This is a genomic window from Leptotrichia sp. HMT-225, from assembly GCF_030644325.1.
Classification (GTDB): Bacteria; Fusobacteriota; Fusobacteriia; order Fusobacteriales; family Leptotrichiaceae; genus Leptotrichia; species Leptotrichia massiliensis.
Map to the genome: position 1 here is coordinate 204,980 of NZ_CP130323.1, position 20,773 is coordinate 225,752.

19 protein-coding genes are annotated in these 20,773 nt (G+C 30.2%); all 19 read left to right on the forward strand.

Going from position 1 to position 20,773, the window contains the following annotated elements:
- Positions 1-276 precede the first annotated feature (276 nt).
- The gene (locus QU666_RS01000; protein ID WP_036070382.1) at positions 277-1,698 is read left to right on the forward strand and encodes a glycoside hydrolase family 1 protein; all 1,422 of its coding nucleotides are present in this window, start codon (positions 277-279) and stop codon (positions 1,696-1,698) included.
- Positions 1,699-1,950: 252 nt separating this feature from the next.
- The gene (gene murF, locus QU666_RS01005; protein ID WP_021768804.1) at positions 1,951-3,345 is read left to right on the forward strand and encodes a UDP-N-acetylmuramoyl-tripeptide--D-alanyl-D-alanine ligase; all 1,395 of its coding nucleotides are present in this window, start codon (positions 1,951-1,953) and stop codon (positions 3,343-3,345) included.
- A gap of 92 nt (positions 3,346-3,437) precedes the next feature.
- The gene (gene mraY, locus QU666_RS01010; RefSeq protein ID WP_021768803.1) at positions 3,438-4,526 is read left to right on the forward strand and encodes a phospho-N-acetylmuramoyl-pentapeptide-transferase; all 1,089 of its coding nucleotides are present in this window, start codon (positions 3,438-3,440) and stop codon (positions 4,524-4,526) included.
- Positions 4,527-4,786: 260 nt separating this feature from the next.
- Complete coding sequence (gene murD / locus QU666_RS01015) at positions 4,787-6,166, forward strand: UDP-N-acetylmuramoyl-L-alanine--D-glutamate ligase (protein WP_036071308.1); 1,380 nt, start codon at positions 4,787-4,789, stop codon at positions 6,164-6,166.
- A gap of 40 nt (positions 6,167-6,206) precedes the next feature.
- Entirely contained in the window at positions 6,207-7,331 is a 1,125-nt protein-coding gene (locus tag QU666_RS01020; protein ID WP_021769618.1) for an FtsW/RodA/SpoVE family cell cycle protein, read from the forward strand.
- A gap of 43 nt (positions 7,332-7,374) precedes the next feature.
- On the forward strand, positions 7,375-8,424 hold the full coding sequence (gene murG, locus QU666_RS01025; RefSeq protein ID WP_021769619.1) for an undecaprenyldiphospho-muramoylpentapeptide beta-N-acetylglucosaminyltransferase: 1,050 nt from the start codon (positions 7,375-7,377) through the stop codon (positions 8,422-8,424).
- 33 nt (positions 8,425-8,457) lie between these two features.
- Entirely contained in the window at positions 8,458-9,813 is a 1,356-nt protein-coding gene (murC, locus tag QU666_RS01030; protein WP_021769620.1) for a UDP-N-acetylmuramate--L-alanine ligase, read from the forward strand.
- A 37-nt stretch (positions 9,814-9,850) separates the two neighbouring features.
- The gene (gene murB / locus QU666_RS01035; RefSeq protein WP_021769621.1) at positions 9,851-10,705 is read left to right on the forward strand and encodes a UDP-N-acetylmuramate dehydrogenase; all 855 of its coding nucleotides are present in this window, start codon (positions 9,851-9,853) and stop codon (positions 10,703-10,705) included.
- A gap of 104 nt (positions 10,706-10,809) precedes the next feature.
- Positions 10,810-11,478, forward strand: a complete 669-nt coding sequence (locus tag QU666_RS01040) for a cell division protein FtsQ/DivIB (protein ID WP_036071311.1) — start codon at positions 10,810-10,812, stop codon at positions 11,476-11,478.
- A 60-nt stretch (positions 11,479-11,538) separates the two neighbouring features.
- Positions 11,539-12,660 carry a cell division protein FtsZ gene (gene ftsZ / locus QU666_RS01045; protein WP_021769623.1) on the forward strand — a complete coding sequence of 374 codons (1,122 nt, stop codon included), beginning with the start codon at positions 11,539-11,541 and terminating at the stop codon, positions 12,658-12,660.
- A 222-nt stretch (positions 12,661-12,882) separates the two neighbouring features.
- Positions 12,883-13,167, forward strand: coding sequence for a 30S ribosomal protein S6 (rpsF, locus tag QU666_RS01050; protein ID WP_036071314.1), 285 nt, complete (start codon positions 12,883-12,885; stop codon positions 13,165-13,167).
- Positions 13,168-13,270: 103 nt separating this feature from the next.
- Positions 13,271-13,690 (forward strand): single-stranded DNA-binding protein, encoded by a 420-nt coding sequence (locus QU666_RS01055; protein WP_021769625.1) that lies wholly within the window; start codon positions 13,271-13,273, stop codon positions 13,688-13,690.
- Positions 13,691-13,746: 56 nt separating this feature from the next.
- Entirely contained in the window at positions 13,747-13,986 is a 240-nt protein-coding gene (rpsR, locus tag QU666_RS01060; RefSeq protein ID WP_021769626.1) for a 30S ribosomal protein S18, read from the forward strand.
- Between the two features lie 226 nt (positions 13,987-14,212).
- Entirely contained in the window at positions 14,213-14,869 is a 657-nt protein-coding gene (locus tag QU666_RS01065; protein ID WP_021769627.1) for a hypothetical protein, read from the forward strand.
- A gap of 30 nt (positions 14,870-14,899) precedes the next feature.
- Entirely contained in the window at positions 14,900-15,478 is a 579-nt protein-coding gene (locus tag QU666_RS01070; RefSeq protein WP_021769628.1) for a DUF937 domain-containing protein, read from the forward strand.
- Between the two features lie 119 nt (positions 15,479-15,597).
- Positions 15,598-15,957 carry a fluoride efflux transporter CrcB gene (gene crcB, locus QU666_RS01075; RefSeq protein ID WP_021769629.1) on the forward strand — a complete coding sequence of 120 codons (360 nt, stop codon included), beginning with the start codon at positions 15,598-15,600 and terminating at the stop codon, positions 15,955-15,957.
- Positions 15,958-16,036: 79 nt separating this feature from the next.
- Positions 16,037-17,443, forward strand: a complete 1,407-nt coding sequence (locus tag QU666_RS01080; RefSeq protein WP_021769630.1) for an MFS transporter — start codon at positions 16,037-16,039, stop codon at positions 17,441-17,443.
- A 178-nt stretch (positions 17,444-17,621) separates the two neighbouring features.
- On the forward strand, positions 17,622-18,587 hold the full coding sequence (locus tag QU666_RS01085) for a hypothetical protein (protein WP_021769631.1): 966 nt from the start codon (positions 17,622-17,624) through the stop codon (positions 18,585-18,587).
- A gap of 175 nt (positions 18,588-18,762) precedes the next feature.
- The gene (locus QU666_RS01090; protein ID WP_036071318.1) at positions 18,763-20,694 is read left to right on the forward strand and encodes an ABC-F family ATP-binding cassette domain-containing protein; all 1,932 of its coding nucleotides are present in this window, start codon (positions 18,763-18,765) and stop codon (positions 20,692-20,694) included.
- The last annotated feature ends 79 nt before the right edge of the window (positions 20,695-20,773 follow it).

Here is a 20,773-nt window from a genome sequence, read left to right on the forward strand (position 1 = left end):
GGTAAAATGATAAAAGTATAAGATGAGAGAAGGAAATATTATAAAAAAGTTGATTGGAATTTTAGTTTTGATTTTACTTGGAATAAGAGTGATCAGATGTGAACTTTTTGATTATAAAAGATTTGATTTTTTATAAAAATGGAATATAATAACAGTAATAACACTTTAAGTATTATTTAGGTTTTAGAAATTGTAAAATTTTATCAGTGGATTTTATGAGGGTGGAAGTACATATTGAAGGAAAATAGAAATATGAAATAAATGGAGGAATATTGTATGGCAAAATTGAAATTTCCAGATAATTTTTGGTGGGGATCGGCTACTTCTGGACCACAGAGTGAGGGAAGATTTAATAAAAAGAACAGAAATATATTTGATTACTGGTTTGATACAGATAAGAAGGCATTTTTTGATGGTGTAGGACCAAATGTGGCTTCAAATTTTTATAATAGCTTTAGGGAAGATATAAAGTTGTATAAGGAAATAGGGCTTAATTCACTAAGAACATCGATTCAATGGACACGGCTAATAAAGGATTTTGAAACTGGGGAAGTTGATGAGGATGGAGTGAGATTTTATACAGAGGTTATAGAGGAATTTGAGAAAAATGGTATTACTCTTGTGATGAACTTGTTCCATTTTGATATGCCAATAGAATTGCAGGAAAAATATGGTGGCTGGGAATCAAAGCATGTGGTTGAATTGTTTGTAAAATATGCCAGAAAAGCATTTGAACTGTTTGGGGATAAGGTGAAATACTGGACAACATTTAATGAGCCTATAGTGCCTGTGGAGGCACAATATATGTATCAATTTCATTATCCGCTGATTGTGGATGGAAAAAAAGCTATGCAGGTTTTGTATAATACGGCACTTGCTTCAGCAAAGGCAATCGAGGAATTTAGAAAAATAGAATCGTTGAAAAAAGATGGGAAAATAGGAATAATTTTAAATTTGACGCCATCGTATCCAAGAAGTGAAAATGAAGAGGATGTAAAGGCTGCCAAAATATCAGATGTGTTTTTTAATAATTCATTTTTAGATCCTGCGATTTATGGTAAATTTCCTGAATTATTGATAGAAATACTGGAAAAGGACGGAGTCTTGTGGGAAAGTACAGAAGAGGAACTAAAAATTATTGCAGAAAATACAGTTGACTTTCTAGGGGTGAATTATTATCAGCCAAGAAGAATAAAGGCTCGAGAAACGGAATTTGATATTTCTAAAAATGGCTGGCTGCCTGATAAATATTTTGAAAATTATGATATGCCGGGGAAAAGAATGAATATTTACAGAGGATGGGAAATTTATCCACAGGCGATTTATGATATTGCTAAAAATATTCAGGATAACTATAAAAATATAAAATGGTTTATTTCAGAAAATGGAATGGGAGTTGAAGGAGAAGAAAAATTTAAGAATGAACAGGGGATAATTGAAGATGACTACAGAATAGATTTTTTTAGGGAACATCTGACACATCTTCATAGAGCAATAGAAGAAGGATCAAACTGCTTTGGCTACCACACTTGGACACCGATAGACTGCTGGTCCTGGACAAATGCCTACAAAAACAGATACGGATTTGTCTCGGTAGATTTACCAACGCAAATAAAGACAGTAAAAAAATCAGGGTATTGGATAAAGAAAGTTTCTGAAACTAACGAAATTGATGGCTGGGATATTAAAAATAATTAATAAAATTAGATACTTATGGTAAAATTATTTTAAAAATATACTTAAAAATTGAGGTTATTCTGCTGAAATTTTAGGTTTACATAATTTTTCCAGCTTGACTCTAAGCGGATTTGTGTATAAGATAAATTCTTTTAGAAAAATTTGAAAAAAAAATAAAAATATATTGAAAAAATGCTCTTCAAATGATATAATTTTATAATGCGAATAATTGTGAAAAAAGTATTAAATTAGATAGGAATCTGGAGAAATTTTATGAATAAAGCTGAAGTGTTTCAAAGTTTCTTTAATAAAGTAGAAATATCAGATTTTGAGATAAATAATATTTCGATTAATTCGAAAGAACTTGATAAAAATGATATTTTTGTTGCTATCAGAGGTGGGAACAATTTTGTTAATGAAGCGTTGGAAAAAGGTGCTTTTGCTGTTTATGACAGTAAAAATTTAAAAATAGATGAAAAATATGCTAATCGTGCATTTTTTGTAAATGATAGTGTTGAATTTTTACAAAATTTTGCTAGGGAATGGCGAAAAAATTTAGATATAAAAGTAATTGGAATTACAGGAAGTAATGGAAAAACCACTGTAAAGGATATGATTTACCATTTGCTTTCACAAAAATATAAAGGGAAAAAAACTGAAGGGAATTACAATAATCATATTGGATTGCCCTTCACTTTGTTGCGTGCTGAAGAAGATGACCAGTTTATTATTCTGGAAATGGGAATGAGCGGTTTTGGAGAAATTGATCTTCTTGGGCAGATTGCATTGCCTGATATTAATGTAATTACCAACATTGGAGAATCACATCTGGAATTTTTAAAAACGAAGGAAAATGTATTTTTGGCGAAAACGGAAATTATTCCGTATATTAAAAATACACTTGTAATCAATGGAGATGATGATTATTTAAAAAATTTAAAAGCTGAAAATATCGAAGTTGTAAGGGCTTTGAATCTAGGAAATAACGAGTTTAGGGAGAAGACGTCTGATTTTTATTATGGAGACGTTCATTTTAACGAAAATGGAACTGATTTTTTTCTGAAATATTTTGGAAAAATTTGTCAAAGTACGGTTGAGAGAAATTATAAGACGAATGTTCTAGGAGAACATAATGTATTAAACTTAGTTATGGCAATCGCTGTGGCTAAACAATTCAGAATGGAAGATAAAATAATCAGTGAAGCTGTGAAAAATATTGGCTTGACTGGAATGCGGTTTCAAATAATTGAAAACGGCAATACAACATATATTAACGATGCCTATAATGCAAGTCCAATGTCTATGGAGAAATCACTTGAAACATTTTCCCAAATATATAACGACAGGCTAAAAGTTGTGGTTCTGGGGGATATGCTGGAACTAGGAGAAAATGAGCTTGAACTTCATAGCAACCTTTTTAATACAATAAAAACTACAAAATTTGACAAACTTTATTTATTTGGAGAAAGGATGAAAAGCCTATTCGAAAAAATAAAGGAAAATGTGGACAATGGGAATTTAGAAAATGAAAATTTGAAAAACAGGGAATTTGGACATTTTGACCAAAAGGAAGAAATAAAACAAAAAATAAGACAGATTTCGGAAGAAAAGGCAGTGCTGTTAAAAGCATCACGTGGAATGAGATTAGAAGAAATCATAGAAAAATAGATATTAAAAAATGAGAAAGGAGAAGAGTTTTTTTATTGTTGCATAATTTATTTGAGTATGGATTATTGAGTAAAAAAATTCTATAATAAAGAATGTTATATTTACTGCAAGAGTTATTTATAAATAACTGGAGAGTTTTACGTGTTTTTAAATCAATAATGTTGAGAGCGTCTGTGGCGTTTATGATTGCATTTTTATTTATGTTAATTTGTGGGAAACCTTTCATTGCTTGGCTTAAAAAGAAAAAATACGGAGATACAGCAAGAGAGGAAGGGCCTAAGTCACATTTTGACAAGTCGGGAACGCCTACAATGGGAGGACTTTTAATAATTGGTGCAATTTTATTTGCAACTGCTATCGCTGGTAATTTTACGAATAAATTTATTGTATTTTTGTTTATAATTACAATTTTATTTACAACAATTGGATTTTATGATGATTATTTAAAATTGACAAAGCACAAGAAAGGGCTTTCTGGAAAGAAAAAAATACTGGGACAATTGATAATTACAGCATTAACATTTGGATTTGTATATAAATTTGGACTTGTAAGCAAAACAATTGATTTTTCAATAATAAATCCATTAATTAAAAATTCATATTTATACATAACTCCAATTCTGTTCTTTATTTTTGTGGCATTTGTAATAATCGGCTCGTCAAATGCCGTAAATTTGACAGATGGACTGGATGGACTTGTGAGCGGACCTACAATTGTGGTAAGTATCACGCTTTTAATTATTACCTATCTAACCGGAAATGTAAAATATGCAAAATATCTAAATCTTTATTACGTTCCACAAGCAGCTGAAATGATAGTTTATTTAGCCTCAGTAATCGGAGCTTTAATCGGTTTCTTATGGTACAATTTTTATCCAGCACAAATGTTTATGGGAGATACAGGTTCTTTAACATTAGGTGGAATTTTAGGAATAATTGTTATTTTCATAAAACAAGAGCTGTTATTACCAATTGCTGGATTTATATTTATTATGGAAGCCTTGTCAGTTATGATTCAAGTCTGGCACTTTAAAACTTTCGGAAAAAGAGTATTCAAAATGGCACCAATTCACCATCACTTTGAACTGCTGGGATTACCTGAAACAAAAGTTACAATAAGATTCTGGATTGTTTCAATAATGACATGTCTATTAACATTTGTAATTTTGAAATTAAGATAAATAAAGCGGGGGATTTTCCCCTGCAAACTAATTAAATTATGTTTTTATTTATTGTTTTATAAAAAATGAAATTGTAAATAAGAATATAATGAATTTATTTTTTAAGTATTCAACTAAGCTATTTTTTAAAAAATTAAAATATATAAATAATAAAAAAGTTATTAATAAACATTTTTTAAAATAGAAAAACTGTTTAGTTAAATACTTAGGATTAATTAACATTTATGAAATTGTATAAATTAAAGAGAGGAAAGAATCACATGGATAAAAAAGGAATTGTATTTGGTGCTGGGTTAAGTGGGCTTGGTGCTAAGGAATTGCTAGAAAAAAATGGATATGAAGTGTATTTGATAGATGATAAGGCTGCAATGCCATCGGCAGAGGGAATTAGACTTTTGAATGAGGAAAAGGTTGAATTTATAGTAAAAAGTCCCGGGATTCCGTGGAAGGCAGAACTTTTGAAAGTTGCCAAGGAAAAAGGTGTTAAGATTATTTCAGAAATTGATCTGGCTTATAAATATGTGGATAAAAATATAAAAATTATTTCGTTTACTGGGACAAATGGAAAAACTACAACATCTACTAAAATGGCAGAATTACTTAACTTTGCTGGATTTCGTGCAAAACTTGCCGGGAATGCGGGTTTTTCATTTGCAAAATTGGTGGCTGATGAGGAAGAGTTGGATTATATTGTACTGGAGCTTAGCAGCTACCAACTGGAAAATAATCCGCAAATTCATTCAAATATCGCTGGAATAATTAATTTAACTCCAGATCATTTGACACGATATAATTCCGTAGAAGATTATTATATTACAAAGTTTGCGATTTTTGATAAGCAGACAGGCGATGATTTTGCATTGATTAATCTAGATGATGAAGTTTTTTCAGAATTGTATGAAAGAAATGGGATAAAGGAGAAAATAAAGGCTCAAAAAGTTTATTTAAGTAAAGAGGCAAAAGGAACAGTTTTTGTTTATGAAAATAATATTCGTATAATGAAGGATTTGAGTAAACGGGTTGATGAATTTCAGAATTTTGGTAAAAAAATTGATGAAATTTCAGAAATTTTGTTAAAAACTGAAGAATTGTCATTAAAAGGTAGACATAATTTGGAAAATATGTTATTTTTGATAAGTTCAGCAAAAATATTAAATGTGAAAAATGAAAAATTAGCTGAATTTTTAAAATCAACGAACGCTCTTGAACATAGGCTTGAAAATTTTTTTGTGAAAGAAAATACAATATTTATTAATGATTCTAAGGGAACAAATGTAGAATCAACATTAAAAGCAATTGATTCATTTAATAATTCGATTATTATGATTCTCGGTGGAGATGATAAGAAAATTGATAATATGCCTTTGATTGAAAGAGTTAAGGAGAAAGTTGACTTTGTTTATTTAATTGGAGATAATGCTCAGATTTTGATTGACGATATGGAAAAGATTGGATATAAAAATTATAAAAATTTGGAAACAGTTGAAAATGTACTAAATTACTTGAAGGAAAATGTGGATTTTTCACAAAATCAGACAGTACTATTTTCACCTGCAACATCGAGCTTTTGCCAATTTAAAAGCTTTGAACATAGAGGAAAAGTCTTTAAGGAATTGACACAAAAAATTATAGGAAAATAATTTTTATTTTTTAGAAAAAAATGTAATTTAGGAGAAAAAAGTGAATAGTAAAAAAATATTGGGAACAAGTTTTGTAATTATTATTATAATATTTTCAGCATTGAGCCTTATAACGATAGCAAGTCTTAGTTTTCCAAAAGGGAAAGAAGGTTATTATCAATTAATAAAACAGGGATTGTGGCTGTTTTTAGGTTGGATATCATTTTGGATTACAGCTAATTTAAATTATAAAAAATATAAGGGTATAGCTAGATATTTATATGTTATAGGGCTTTTTGGTCTTGTGTTGGTTCTGATTGCAGGAAAAGCAAAAAATGGAGCGACACGTTGGCTTGAAATCGGAGGGTTTTCTATACAGCCTTCAGAATTTTCAAAATTATTTTTAATTATTATGTTATCCACACTTGCGTACAAGTATAAAACTCAAAATAAAATAAAGAAATTTCCTAAAATATCAAGTGGAATTATGATGTTTGTTGCATTCATATACATGAGTCTTATTTTATTGGAAAAGTCTTTTAGTAGCACAGCACAAATTACAATAATAGCGTTGACTTATTTATTTATTTCAGAAATAAAATTTTCAATAATTTCTACTTATGCTGCAATAATAGGAATTGGTGGATGGCTTGCAATAACAACAACTGGGTATAGAGTAAACAGACTTATTGAATATAAATCTAAAGATGGCGGAGGACAAACTGCTGAATCACTTATTGCCATTGCAAATGGTAAATTTAGTGGAAGATTTTATGGGAATGGTTTACAAAAATATAATTTTTTGCCAGAAATACATACAGATTATATTTTTTCAGGATTTGCTGAAGAAAATGGATTTTTAGGAGTTTTATTTTTATTAGGATTGTACGCAGCTTTGCTAATCATAATAGGAATTGCCTTGAGAAAAATAAAGGATTTGTATGCAAAATATCTTTTAAGTGGTATTTTCATAATGCTTACCACTCAGATAATTGGAAATATAGCGGTCGCAAGTCAGTTAATACCATCAACTGGAATACCTCTTCCAATGATGAGCTATGGTGGGAGTACAATGATAGTGGTTATGTTGACTCTAGGAATTGTTTATAACATACTGCGGGCATTATATAAGCAGGAAATGGGAAGAAACCTTGATAAACTAAGGGAAATGGATTATATGATGTAGAACTGAATTTTGACTAATAAATAAAAACGAGAGGGAAATAAAAATGGAAAAAGTAGTATTTACTACAGGAGGAACAGGTGGACATATCTATCCAGCCTTGTCAATTGCGAAAAAAGTTAGAGAAAAAGGCATAGATACATTGTTTATTGGCACAAAGCATAGAATGGAAAAGGATATTATTCCGAATGAAAATTTTAGATTTATTGGGCTGGATGTATTGCCTTTAAGAAGTATAAAATCAGGATTTAAAATGATAACGGCAACGGCAAGTGCAATAAAACTGCTAAAAAAAGAAAAGCCTACAAAAATTGTGGCATTTGGAAATTATATAACAATACCAGTGCTAATAGCGGCTAATGTGTTACGAATACCATATTATTTGCAAGAGCAGAATCATACAATGGGTCAGGCTAACAAATGGTTCTACAAAGGTGCAAAAAAGGTATTTATTGCCTTTGAAAATACACTTGAAAGTATTAAGGAAAAATATAAAAGCAAATTTGTTGTAACGGGAAATCCGTTGCGGGAAGAATTTTATGGGAAAAACAAGCAGGAGGAAAGGCAAAAACTTGGAATAAAGGATAATGAAAGAATGATCCTTATTATAGGTGGAAGTCTTGGTGCAAAAAACATAAATGAAGCAATTTTGAAAAAGTGGAAGACAATAACAGAAGATGAGAGAATACGCTTATTTTGGGCAACTGGAAAAGATAATTATGAAGCATCAACTTGCAAAATAAGAGATTTTGGAACAGCAGTAGTTGAACCATATTTTGAAAATGTTCCAGAATTAATGGCAGCTTCTGACATTGTAATCTGTCGTGCAGGAGCTTCAACTATTTCTGAACTTATTCAGCTTGAAAAGCCATCAGTACTGATTCCATACGATTTTGTTGGTCAGAAGGAAAATGCAGAGGTGCTAGAATATGCAAATGGTGCAAAAATTTTTACAAATGAAACAGTAGAAAAAGCAATAGACGAAGCTTTGTCAATAGTTCGACAGGCATCAATGCTGGAATTTATGAGTGAAAATGTAAAAACCTTGAAAAAAGGGAACTCAGCAGAAACAATAGTTGGAGAAATGGGACTTTAAGAACAAAAATTAGGAAAAAAATTTGGAGGAAAAATGCTAACAAAAATAAATAACGTATATTTTAGTGGAATAAACGGAATTGGAATGAGCGGACTTGCAAAAATTCTGGCAGCAGACGGATTTAATGTGGCAGGTTCAGATCTTGAAAGAAAGCCTGTAACAGAAGATATGGAAGAAATGGGAATAAAGGTTTATATAGGACAAGTTGAGGAAAATGTAAAGGACAAAGGAATAGATTTATTTGTATATTCAACTGCGATTAAGGAAACAAACCCTGAGTACAAATACATTGTAGATAATAATATAAAAAAAATAAAAAGAGGGGAACTGCTTGCTGAAATAATGAACAGATTTGATGGAATCGCTGTGGCAGGGACTCATGGAAAAACTACAACAAGTTCAATGATGAGCGTAGCACTTTTGGAAAAGGAGCCATTTATAGTAGTTGGGGGAATTATTCCAGAAATAAGAAGTAACAGCCAGATTGGCAATTCAGAATATTTTATTGCTGAAGCTGATGAAAGTGATAATTCATTTTTATACATTAAACCCAAATATTCAGTTGTAACAAATATTGAAGCTGATCACTTGGATCATCACGGGACTTTTGAAAATATAAAAAAATCATTTGAGCAGTTTATAGACAGTACAGAAAAAATAGCGATACTTTGTAAAGATACGATAGAGAAAGTTGGACTTAATATAAAAAATAAAAATGTAGTTTGGTATAGCATAAAAGATGAAACCGCTGATATTTATGCGAAAAATATAAGAGTGGAAAATGGAATAACAAGTTTTGAAGTTGTGAAAAAAGGTGAAGATTTAGGAACATTCAGCCTAAGTATCCCTGGAGAACACAATGTTTCAAATTCACTTCCAGTAATTTATTTTGCACACGAGTTTAAATGTAATATGAAAAAAGTGAAAGAAAGAATCTTGAAATTTAAAGGTGCAAATAGAAGATACCAAGTTATTTATGACAATAATTTGAGATTGATTGATGATTATGCTCACCATCCAACAGAAGTAAAAGTAACAATCAATGCAGCACACAATACTGAAAAAGGAAAAGTAACTGTAATTTTCCAGCCTCACCGATACAGCCGTACAAAATTTTTCTTTGATGATTTCGTAAATTCATTAAAAGATGCTGACGACTTGATTTTACTTCCAATTTATGCAGCAAGTGAAGACAATACTTATGGTGTAACTTCAGAATTGCTTGCAGAAAAAATCGGAGGAAATGTCAGAGTACAAACTCAGGAAGAAATAGAAGAAATAATAAAAAATGATACAAATAGTGGGAATACCTATGTGTTTATGGGAGCTGGAAGTGTATCAAAGGTGGCTCATGAGATTGCGAATGATTTGAGAAAGATGGAAAAATAAGAAATAAAATCCAAAGAGGGAGAGAATAAAATAAAAAATGGAAATAATAAAAAATGCCAAGATGAAGGAATATTCAAATATGAAAGTTGGCGGAACTGCAAAAGAGCTTATTTTCATAGATGATAAAAAAGAATTAGAGGAAATTTTGCAAACTAGAAGTAATATTTTTCTTTTAGGAAATGGGACAAACACTCTTATTAATGATGGAAATTTGGATATAAGTTTTTTATCATTAAAAAGATTGAAGAATATAACAGTTGAAGAAAAAAAAGGTGATTATGATTTGGTAAGAGTGGAAGCAGGACTAGACTTGGATGATTTGATAGATTTTATGGAAAAAAATAATTATTCAGGGCTAGAAAATATTACTGGTATTCCGGGATCTGTTGGTGGGCTTGTAAATATGAATGGTGGAGCTTATGGAACAGAAATTTTTGACTGCATTGAAGAAGTGGAAGTTTGTAAAAACGATGGAGAAATTGTAAAAATTAAGACAACAGACTTGAACTTTAAATATAGAACCACTGAAATAAAAGAAAATAAATGGATTGTAGTTTCTGCCTTGTTTAAATTTGGTTTTGGATTTGATAAGGCTGCTTCAGAGGACAAAAGGGAGCAAAGAAAAACAAAACATCCATTGGATTTGCCAAATTTAGGAAGCACATTCAAAAATCCAGAAGGTACATTTGCGGCAAAACTAATTTCAGATGCTGGTTTAAAAGGCTATAGAGTTGGGGATGTGGAAATTTCCCCAAAACATCCAAATTTTGTAACAAATTTAGGTAATGCTACTTTTAATGATATTATTTCAGTTATTGAACATGTAAAGGAAGTAGTATTTGAAAAATTTGGAGTAAAATTGGAAACAGAAATAATAATTTTAAAAAAATAATGATAAATAATTTTAATTTTGAAATAATTTTAAATAAATTTATTTAATATATTGAATAAAATCAAAAAAAAGTGTATAATAATAGAAAAAACGGAGTTTTAAATATGAAAAAGTCAGTTAAAGTATTAATTTTATTATTTTTATTGGCAGGAATGATGTTTTTTGGTAAAAGATTTATTGATACAGATTATTTTAAAATTCAGGAAGTTCTAATTGAAGGGCAATCAAAATTACTAAAACAAGACATAGCTACTCAGCTAGAGCATATGAAAGGTAAAAATATTGTGTATCTAAATACCAATGAAATTGAAAATCTTATAAAAACCGATGTGAGAGTAAAAAAAGTATCGGTAAGAAAACTTTTTCCAAGTAAAATAGAGGTAATTTTAGAAGAAAGAGAACCTTATGCATACGTGAAAAAAGGAGATAAAACACTTTTAGCAGATAAAGATTTGAATATATATGGTGATATTTTGGAAGATCCTTCGAAAAATATTCCTGTAATAGAGTACACAAGTGATGAAAGTTTGGCTCAAATAAAGACAATACTTTCTAAAATAAAAAATAAAGATTTTTATGCTATGATTTCAGAAATAAGACAATCTGAAAAAAATTATGAAATAGTACTGATTAATAATGTAAAAATTATAACGGATACTTTAGTAACAGAAAAAAAATATAATGATGCATATAAGCTATACGAGAGAATAAAAAAAGAAAAACCCGTAACTTCTATGGATTTAAGATTTATAGATATTGTTGTGAAATCGTAAAAAAAGAGAAAGGAGAAGCTACTTTAAATAAGTTATAATAATCTAAGTAGCAAAGAAAAAATGGATAACTTTAGTAATGCAGCGAAACTGAAAGTAGTAGGAGTAGGTGGAGCAGGTGGAAATGCAATAAATGATATGATTGAAAGTAACATAACAACTGTTGATTTTATAGCTATAAACACAGATCAGCAAGATTTAGATAGATCAAAGGCACCTATAAAAGTACTTTTAGGAAAAGGAATGGGAGCTGGAGCAGACCCTGAAAAAGGTAGGATTGCTGCAAAGGAATCCGAAGAAAAAATAAAAGAAGTGTTAGAAGGAACAGATATGTTGTTCATAACTGCTGGAATGGGTGGAGGAACAGGTACAGGAGCATCTCCGATTATTGCTGAAGTTGCAAAAGCAATGGGAATTTTAACTGTAGCTATTGTTACAAAACCATTTAGTTTTGAAGGGCCATTAAAGAAAAATAACGCTGCAGTAGGTATTAGTAATTTACAAGAAAATGTTGATACATTAATTGCTATTCCAAATGACAGACTTTTTGAAATACCAGGAATGAATATTTCATTAATGAATGCTTTTAAAGAAGCAAATGGTGTTTTGAAAATGGGAATAAAAGGGATTTCTGACTTAATTACAAAACAAGGAATTGTAAATTTGGATTTTGCAGATGTAAAATCTATTATGCAAAATTCGGGAATTGCAATGTTAGGATTTGGAGAAGCAAATGGGGATGAAAAAGCTAAGAGTGCAACAGCTCAGGCATTAAACAGTCCATTATTGGAAAAATCTATTGAAGGAGCAAGAAAAATCTTGATAAATGTTACTGCTGGACCAGACATTGGATTACAAGAAATTCAAGAAGTTGCTCAAACAATTTCAGAAAAAGCTGGACATGATAAAGCTAATTTATTATGGGGTTATATTATGGAACCTGAATTAGAAGGAACAATAAGTGTTTCTTTAGTCGCAACAGATTTTGAAGAAGAATTTTTGACAACGGATATACAAGCTTCAAAAACAATTAGATTTGCACCATCAGAAGAAAAAGTGGAAGCAGAAAACAAAACAGAACAAGTTGATAAAGAAAATAACTATCAAAATCAAGAAAACGATTATGAAGAAGAAAAAATGGAAGATGCAAATGATTTTGTATTACCACCATTTTTTGAAGAGTAATTCATAAATAAATTTATTAAGTTTAAGAATATCATAAAAATACAAACTATTTAATAAAAACATTTTAAATAGTTTTATTTTTGTTTATTAATTTTTTTAAAATATGTTAATTAAATAATTTTGTTGAAAATGACTTGATTTTGCTATTTTTTTTTGATATAATTATAGAACCTGCTCTATTTATGGAAGTAGGGCTAAAAAGCCATAGGAAAGGAGAAAGAAATGAGAAATTACGAAATTATGTTTATTTTGTCTACACAATTGACAGATGAAGAAAAACAAGCTGGAGTTGCATTTGTAGAAAAAACATTGACAGCTGGTGGAGCAACTGAAGTTAAAACAGAAATCTGGGGAGATAGAAAATTAGCTTACCCAATTAAGAAAAAAGAAAATGGATATTATGTTTTAACAACATTCCAAGCTGATGGAACTCAATTTACTGAAATTGAAGCAAAATTAAACATTAACGAATCACTTTTGAAATATATGATTGTTAAAAATGACTAATTTGAAATAACTTAAATTATAAGAGGGTTAATACTTATAAATTAAATTTGAGGTTTGGTTATTTTAAATTGTAAAATAAATATAAAAAATTAGGGGGAAATTTATGAACATAGTAATACTAATGGGAAGAATGACAAGAGATCCTGAGTTAAAATTTACTTCAGGAGGAAAAGCATTTGCAAATTTTTCGTTAGCTGTGCAAAAAACAAAAGATGAAGTGGAGTTTATTGACTGTACTGTTTGGGAAAAAACAGCTGAAACAATTGCTGAATATTTTAGAAAAGGTAATAGAATTCTTGTACAAGGTCGTTTAAGCGTAAGTAGTTATGAACAAAACGGTGAAAAAAGAAGAATGACAAGAGTTGTTGTAAACAGCTTTGAATTTGTCGAGAGTGCAGGAAATTCAGGAAATAACAGTGGATATCAACAACAACAATCTTTTAATAATAGCAATAATAAACCAGTGCAAAATGATGATTTTGATAATGATGATATGGATGACGATGAAGAGTTTCCATTTTAATAATAGCTAGGCAAATTTATGATTTTTGCCATAAAAGTTTTAGGAGGTGCAAATTAATGAGAGCTAAACCAGTTACAGAATTTAAAAGAAGAAAAAGACGTCCAAAAGTTAAATTTAAAATAGAAGATATTAATTATAAAAACGTTGAATTGTTAAAAAACTTTATGAACGATAAAGGAAAAATCTCTCCAGCGAGAGTAACAGGATTAGAAGCTAAAGTTCAAAGAAAAATTGCTAAAGCAATTAAAAGAGCTAGACAAATCGCTTTAATGCCTTATACAAAAATTGAAAAATAATAAGTTTTTGTTTTTATAAATTTTTAAGACTATTTAAAATGAGTACAACTTATTTTTAGATAGTCTTTTTTTGTGAAAAAATATGGAAAAATAAAGATTTATATTGTATAATGTATAAAATTACTTCAAAATTGGATTCTTATAAATAAAGAATTGATTATCAAGATAAGTCTTACTAATTCATTTTTGAAGAAATTTTAGTATATCAAAATTAGGCGGTAGTAAAATGTTGAATAAAAGTAGAGTAGTAATTTTGCTTTTTTTATTTGTTTTTATGGTGGGTTGTGGAAAAAAGGAGAATGAGGAAAAAAAGAAAAATCCAGAAAATGTACAAAATAAAACTACAAAGGAAAACATTTTTTCAAATAATTCGATTGAAAAAATAATTGAAACTTTTTCTACAAAGTCCAAGGATAATAAAATAAGCATTGGAGATTTTGAAAAATTGGTGTATGAAAACAAAAACTACTATTATGCTAAAATACATTCAAAGGGAGATGCTGTTTATGCACTTGATTATAGTGGGATAAGTGCTACGAGTATATTTTTAAAGGTAGGAAAAGTTGATGGGGCTAATCTTGCGATAATTGAAAATATGGTAATTAATTTGATACAAGTATCTGACGAAAATATCAAGGAGTCTGAAGCTAGGTTGATTTACACAAAAATTTTGGCTAATTTGGGAGATAAGGAATTATCAAGTTTATTAAGATATGCAAATGGGATAACTTATGGAATACGTATTGACTCTGTAACAAGTGAATTTATATTTTATGCAAGGGAATCAGAAACTGAAAATGCTGTAACTAGCATTCAAAATTTAAATTTTAAAAATAAGGATGAAAAAGTTAATAAAGTGGCAGTAAATTTGAAACAAAAATAATAATTTAAGAGATAAAATATAGGAGGGAAAATGAATTTAGAAGCATTATTAGGACTATTACAAGGACAGGATTTAGGAAAACTGGCTGAGCAAGTTGGAGGAAACAGTGCAGAAGTTAAAAATGGTGTTGCGGCAGCATTACCAGCGATATTGGCCGCAGTTAATAAAAATGCAAATAGCAGTGAAAAAGCGGAAGGATTGAATAACGCATTAAATCAACATGATGGTTCAGTATTAAATAATCTAGGTAATTATTTACAAAATCCTGATTTGAAGGATGGAGCAGGAATTTTGGGGCATTTATTTGGGAATAATACTCAAAATGTAGCAAACGCTGTTTCACAATCAAGTGGGCTTGACAGTCAAGGAAGCATGAAAATTTTACAAACGTTGGCTCCACTTGTTTTAGGTGCATTGGGACAGCAAAAAAAGGAAAATAATCTGGATGCACAAGGAATCGGAAATTTGACATCAAACCTTGCGGCAAATTTCGCAGGAGAAGGTGGAATGATGAGCATGGTTACAAATCTTTTAGATTCAAATAAAGATGGAAATGTTATGGATGATGTAATGGGATTAGTTGGGAAATTTTTTGGCGGTAAAAAATAAAATATTGTAAAATATATATTTAATTAGGCAAAGGGACTATTTTATTTTTAAAGTTATCTCATTAAAGCCTAATTTTTTTATTTTTCAGATAAATTTTTAGTTATTAAGGATGGTAAATAATGGAATTTTTGATGATTGGAATTGGTGGCGGAATTGGAGCGATTCTTCGGTATTTAATTAGTGCTGTGCCTCTGAAAATGAGTTTTCCTGTACAGACTTTTGTTACAAATATTTTGGGAGCAATTTTAATTGGGGCTGTTGTTGAGGTGGTGGCTGGGAGAGAGGTTTCACAGAATTGGAGTTTATTCTGGAGAGTGGGAATTTGTGGAGGATTTACGACATTTTCTACATTTTCGCTGGAAACGTATAACTTGATTGAGAAAGGAAACAATTGGATTGCATTTGGATATGTGGTTTTGAGTGTTGTACTGTCGATTGTGGGAGTTTTTATTGGAAGAGGGGTTGTTAGAGCGGCATAAAAAGTGTAATGTAAAAAATTGGAATATTTTTATTAATTTTTGGTATGAAAAAACTTGAATATTTAGTGAAGGAGTTAATATGGATAAGGAACATTCAATAGAAAATACGAAAAAATATGCGATACTGGAGGTTATGTTCTTTAATGGGTATTCAGTAGGGATGCAGAGTTTTGTGCTTTTGAGCTTGGCGATTTATTTTAATATGAGTTCTTTTTTTATATCGATTGTATCATCACTACCAACAGCAGGATATTTGCTACAAATATTTACTAAGCGGGTAAATCTTCTCCTTGGGAGCAGGAAAAGGACTATGGTGATAGCGGCGACTGTTTCAAGGCTGGTTATTTGTGTTATGCCTTTTGCTGTTCTTTTTGATATAAGAAGGCAGGAAGTCTATTTTGCGGTAATGCTTATTTACGCTCTTGTTTCGCCTTTTTCAAATAACGTCTGGACAGCTGTGATGACGAAGATTATTGATAAAAGGGAAAGGGGAAAATATTTTGGGAAACGTAATTTGTTTTCATCGTTGTCTACTGTGGTTTATACTTTGTTTTATGGATATGTCTTGTCAATGCCAGACAGGAAAAATGCAATGCTTGTCTTGACAACGGCAATGTCACTTTCGGCAATAGGTTCGGCAATATTTATGTGTCTTCATTATGTGCCTGATTCAGAAAGCGATATGAAAAAAGTAAGCATAAAGACAGCATTTAAAAATAAAAATTTTGTCGTTTATCTAAAATTTGCTTCTGTGTGGCTGTTTACATGGGAATTTCTAAAGCCAATGACAGAATATTATAGAATAAAAGTGCTTGGAGTAAATACAATGTTCATTTCCCAAATGGGAGTTCTAACAGCGATATTATCAAGCATACTTTATCTAGTTTATGGAAAATTGTCTGATAAATACGGAAACAAGACAATGTTAAGAATGGGAATATTTTTTACAACATATTACGTACTTACCTATTTTTCAATGACTCAAGACAATAAAATGTCAATGCTTTTTGCAGCCGCAGTAATTGATGCGATAGGATTTACAGCGATAACATTAAGTTTGCTGAATCTTATGATGGAAGTTTCAGGCGAGCCTGCTGATGCGTATGTGGGAGCTTATGCGATGGTTTCAGGGCTTTCAGCAATATTGGCCGGATTGTTTGGTGGAATACTGGGAAAATTTATAAATAACGGAGTAATTTATATTTTTGGGGAACAATTTTACACAATAAGATTTGCTTTTGTAATAGGATTTATTTTGAGATTATTTTCATTGCTGGAATTAACGAGAGTTTATTCATTTGAAAAAACATTTGTGTATCCTGGAGGAAGCAGTAGAATAAAAAGCATGTTTTCCAAAATAATGTTTTCAGGCTCAAGATACGTTATTCATTCTAATAAAGGAAAAAATGAGGATTCTGATGAACAAAATGTAGATAAGGAAGAGGATGTTAATGATAAATTGGATGAAACTAAGGAATATAATTGATTTGTAGCCAGCTATAAGAGTAAAAAGTTGCAGAAATTGAGAAGGATAGCATGGAATTAGGATCTCTTTGTTAAAGAGTGTAGAAAAATAAGGAAATTAAACATTAAAAAATATTGTGTTTATCGGGGTTTTTAGACTTTTACAAATGAGTAAAAGTTTTGTAGAATAGGAGAATTTTATGAAAAAGATTTTAGAGAAAATTGGGAAAGATGAGTTGCTGGAGTATTCACGTTTAGGAGATAGATTTTCTGTTGGGAATTATATTGGAAATAGTAGTAAATTTCATATTTTCACATCAATTAACCCTTACGGAAAGTATGAAGGATATAAATTTTTAAAAAATGAAGAATTGAAAAAATTAGGAAGAAAAAAATGGTATTTAGAATTAATGAAGGAGAAAATACGAGAAAGAACTTTAAATAAAGGGAAAACTGTTATTTTAAGAAAAGATAATTTTTTTGAACATTTATTTGAATATTTTGTAAAAAATAAAATAAGATTACAAATTTCTTATGATAGAGATTGGAATAATAATGGCTATTTAATTAAAAATTCAGATGAGTTTTTTTGGTTTCATTTTTGTGATGAAGAAGATGAAAACGAAGAAGAAATTATAAGAAAATACGGAGTAAAAATTATAAGAGCAGGAAAAAATGTTATAAAAGATATTATTGTAGAAGATAGCGAAATTAAAAAAAATAAATTGATAAAAGTTTATGATTTGGACGATGTTTTAGGTGATATTATTTTTCAAGATGATAATCATATTTTAATTTATGAGAAAGATTTGTTTTTTGGCGATTGTAAATTTACAATATTACAAATGTCGGATATTGAAGAAGTTAATGACAGAATGAATTTAATAGAAACAAAAGATATAAATTTAGAAAAAATTTTTCCAAATATTGTAAAAATGAAAATAGAAGAAGTTTTGAAAAAATGCTTTGAGAATAAAATATTAGTGCATTTTGAGCATGAGAAATCATATTCTGAAAAATTTGGGATAATTGAAAGATTTGATAACAAGAAGATAATTTTAAAAGAAATAGATAAAATGACGGGAATTTTTGTTGCTAAATCTGAGATAATAATTGAGGATATTTCGTTTTTATTTGTGAGAAATTGTAAAGTTTTGGAAATTTAAAATTTAGAAAAAGGCTTTGTTCTTTATTGAATGGAGTCTTTTTTATTTTTGTTGTATTTTATATGATTTCAAAAATTTCACAAACGTTGTAAACAAATATCAAAAATGATATAATTTAAAAATAAATTTAAATAAAAATAATTTGATAAAAATGGGGAAAAGGAAAGGATATTTAATGAGTTTAGTTCAGTTTAACAAGATATATAAGCAATTTGCAGGGGAATATATTTTGAGGGATATTAATTTTACAATTGAAGAGAAGGATAAGATTGGGCTTGTGGGGGTAAATGGGGCTGGGAAGTCTACAATTATCAGGATGCTTTTGGGGGAAGAGCGGATTGATGGGAATGAGAATAATCTTAATGAGTTTGGGGAAATTGTGAAAAGTGGGGCTACAAAAATTGGGTATTTGTCGCAGAATACGGAGTTTTCAGATGAAAAAAATACGATTTACGAGGAAATGATGACTATTTTTGAGGAAGAGAGAAAAATTTGGGACGAGATTCAGAAAGTTAATATGCTTTTGGGAACAGCGAACGAGGATGAAATGGAAAAGCTGATTAACAAGTCTGCTGAACTTTCTTCTATTTACGAGGCAAAAAATGGCTATGAGATTGAATACAAGATTAAACAGGTGCTTACAGGGCTTGAGCTTACTGGGGAATACGAGAATTTGTTATTGCAGGATTTGAGCGGTGGGGAAAGAACACGTGTTTCGCTTGCAAAACTGCTTTTGTCTGAACCTGACTTGCTGATTCTGGACGAGCCGACAAACCATTTGGACTTGATTTCGATTGAGTGGCTTGAGGATTATTTGAAAAAGTATAATAAGGCATTTTTACTTGTTTCTCACGATAGAATATTTTTGGATAATGTCTGTACAAAAATTTTTGAGTTGGAAAATAAAAAATTGCATAAGTATGATGGCAACTTTTCATCGTTTATTCTTCAAAAAGAGATGATTTTGAAGGGGGAAATCAAGCGGTATGAGAAGGAGCAGGAAAAAATTAAGAAAATGGAGGAATATATTGACAGATTTCGAGCTGGAATAAAGGCAAGACAAGCGAAAGGACGGCAAAAAATACTGGATAGAATCGAGAGAATGGAAGATCCTGTATTTAATCCACAAAGAATGAGGCTAAAATTTGAAGCGGCTAAAATGAGCGGGGAAAATGTGTTGAAAGTTAGAAGCTTGTCTAAAAGCTTTGATGGGAAAAAAGTTTTGAATAATATAAATTTTGAGCTTTTCCGTGGAGAAAGAGTTGGAATTATTGGAAAAAATGGGATTGGAAAATCTACACTTCTAAAAATACTTTTGGATAAATTGCCCAAGGATACAGGGGAAATTGAGTTTGGAACAAGGCTAAAAATCGGATATTATGATCAGAATCATCAGGAATTTTCGCAAGAAAATACGATTTTACAGGAAATAAACAATTCACTTGACTTGACAGAAGAATATTTGCGAACACTCGCAGGCGGATTTTTGTTTTCAGGTGACGATGTGCAGAAAAAAATCAGTATGCTAAGTGGTGGAGAAAGAGTACGTGTGGCATTTTTGAAACTTTACATGGAAAAAGCCAACTTTCTGATTTTAGACGAACCGACAAACCATCTGGATGTTTATTCCATCGAAGTGCTGGAGGATGCTTTGGAGGATTTTGACGGAACAATGCTAGTCGTTTCCCACAACAGACACTTTTTAGACACAGTCTGCAACACAATTTACTGCCTTGACGAAAACGGACTTACAAAATTCAAAGGAAATTACGAAGACTATAAAGAAAGCCTAAAAACAGCAAAATCAGCTTCTCAAGGAACAGTCCTCGAAACGAAGGAAGAGAAAAAACTTTCATATCAGGAGCAGAAAGAACAGTCAAGAAAAATCGCAAAATTAAAACGTGATATTGAAAAACTGGAAAAGGAAATGGAAAAAATCACAGAAACGAGAGAAAACTTAAACGCTGAATACGAAAAAGCTGGAAAAGAAAATAATATGGAAAAACTGATGGAAGTGCAGGAAAAGCTCGACAGGCTGGAAGAAGAAGAGATGGAGAAAATGGAAGAGTGGGATGTGAAGAGTGGGGAGTTGGAGAGTTTGGAGTAAGATTTAATTTCGTTTGAAAAAAATTTAAAAGGAATGAAAAATAATATTTAAATAAAAATACAAAAAACTTAGGAGGATA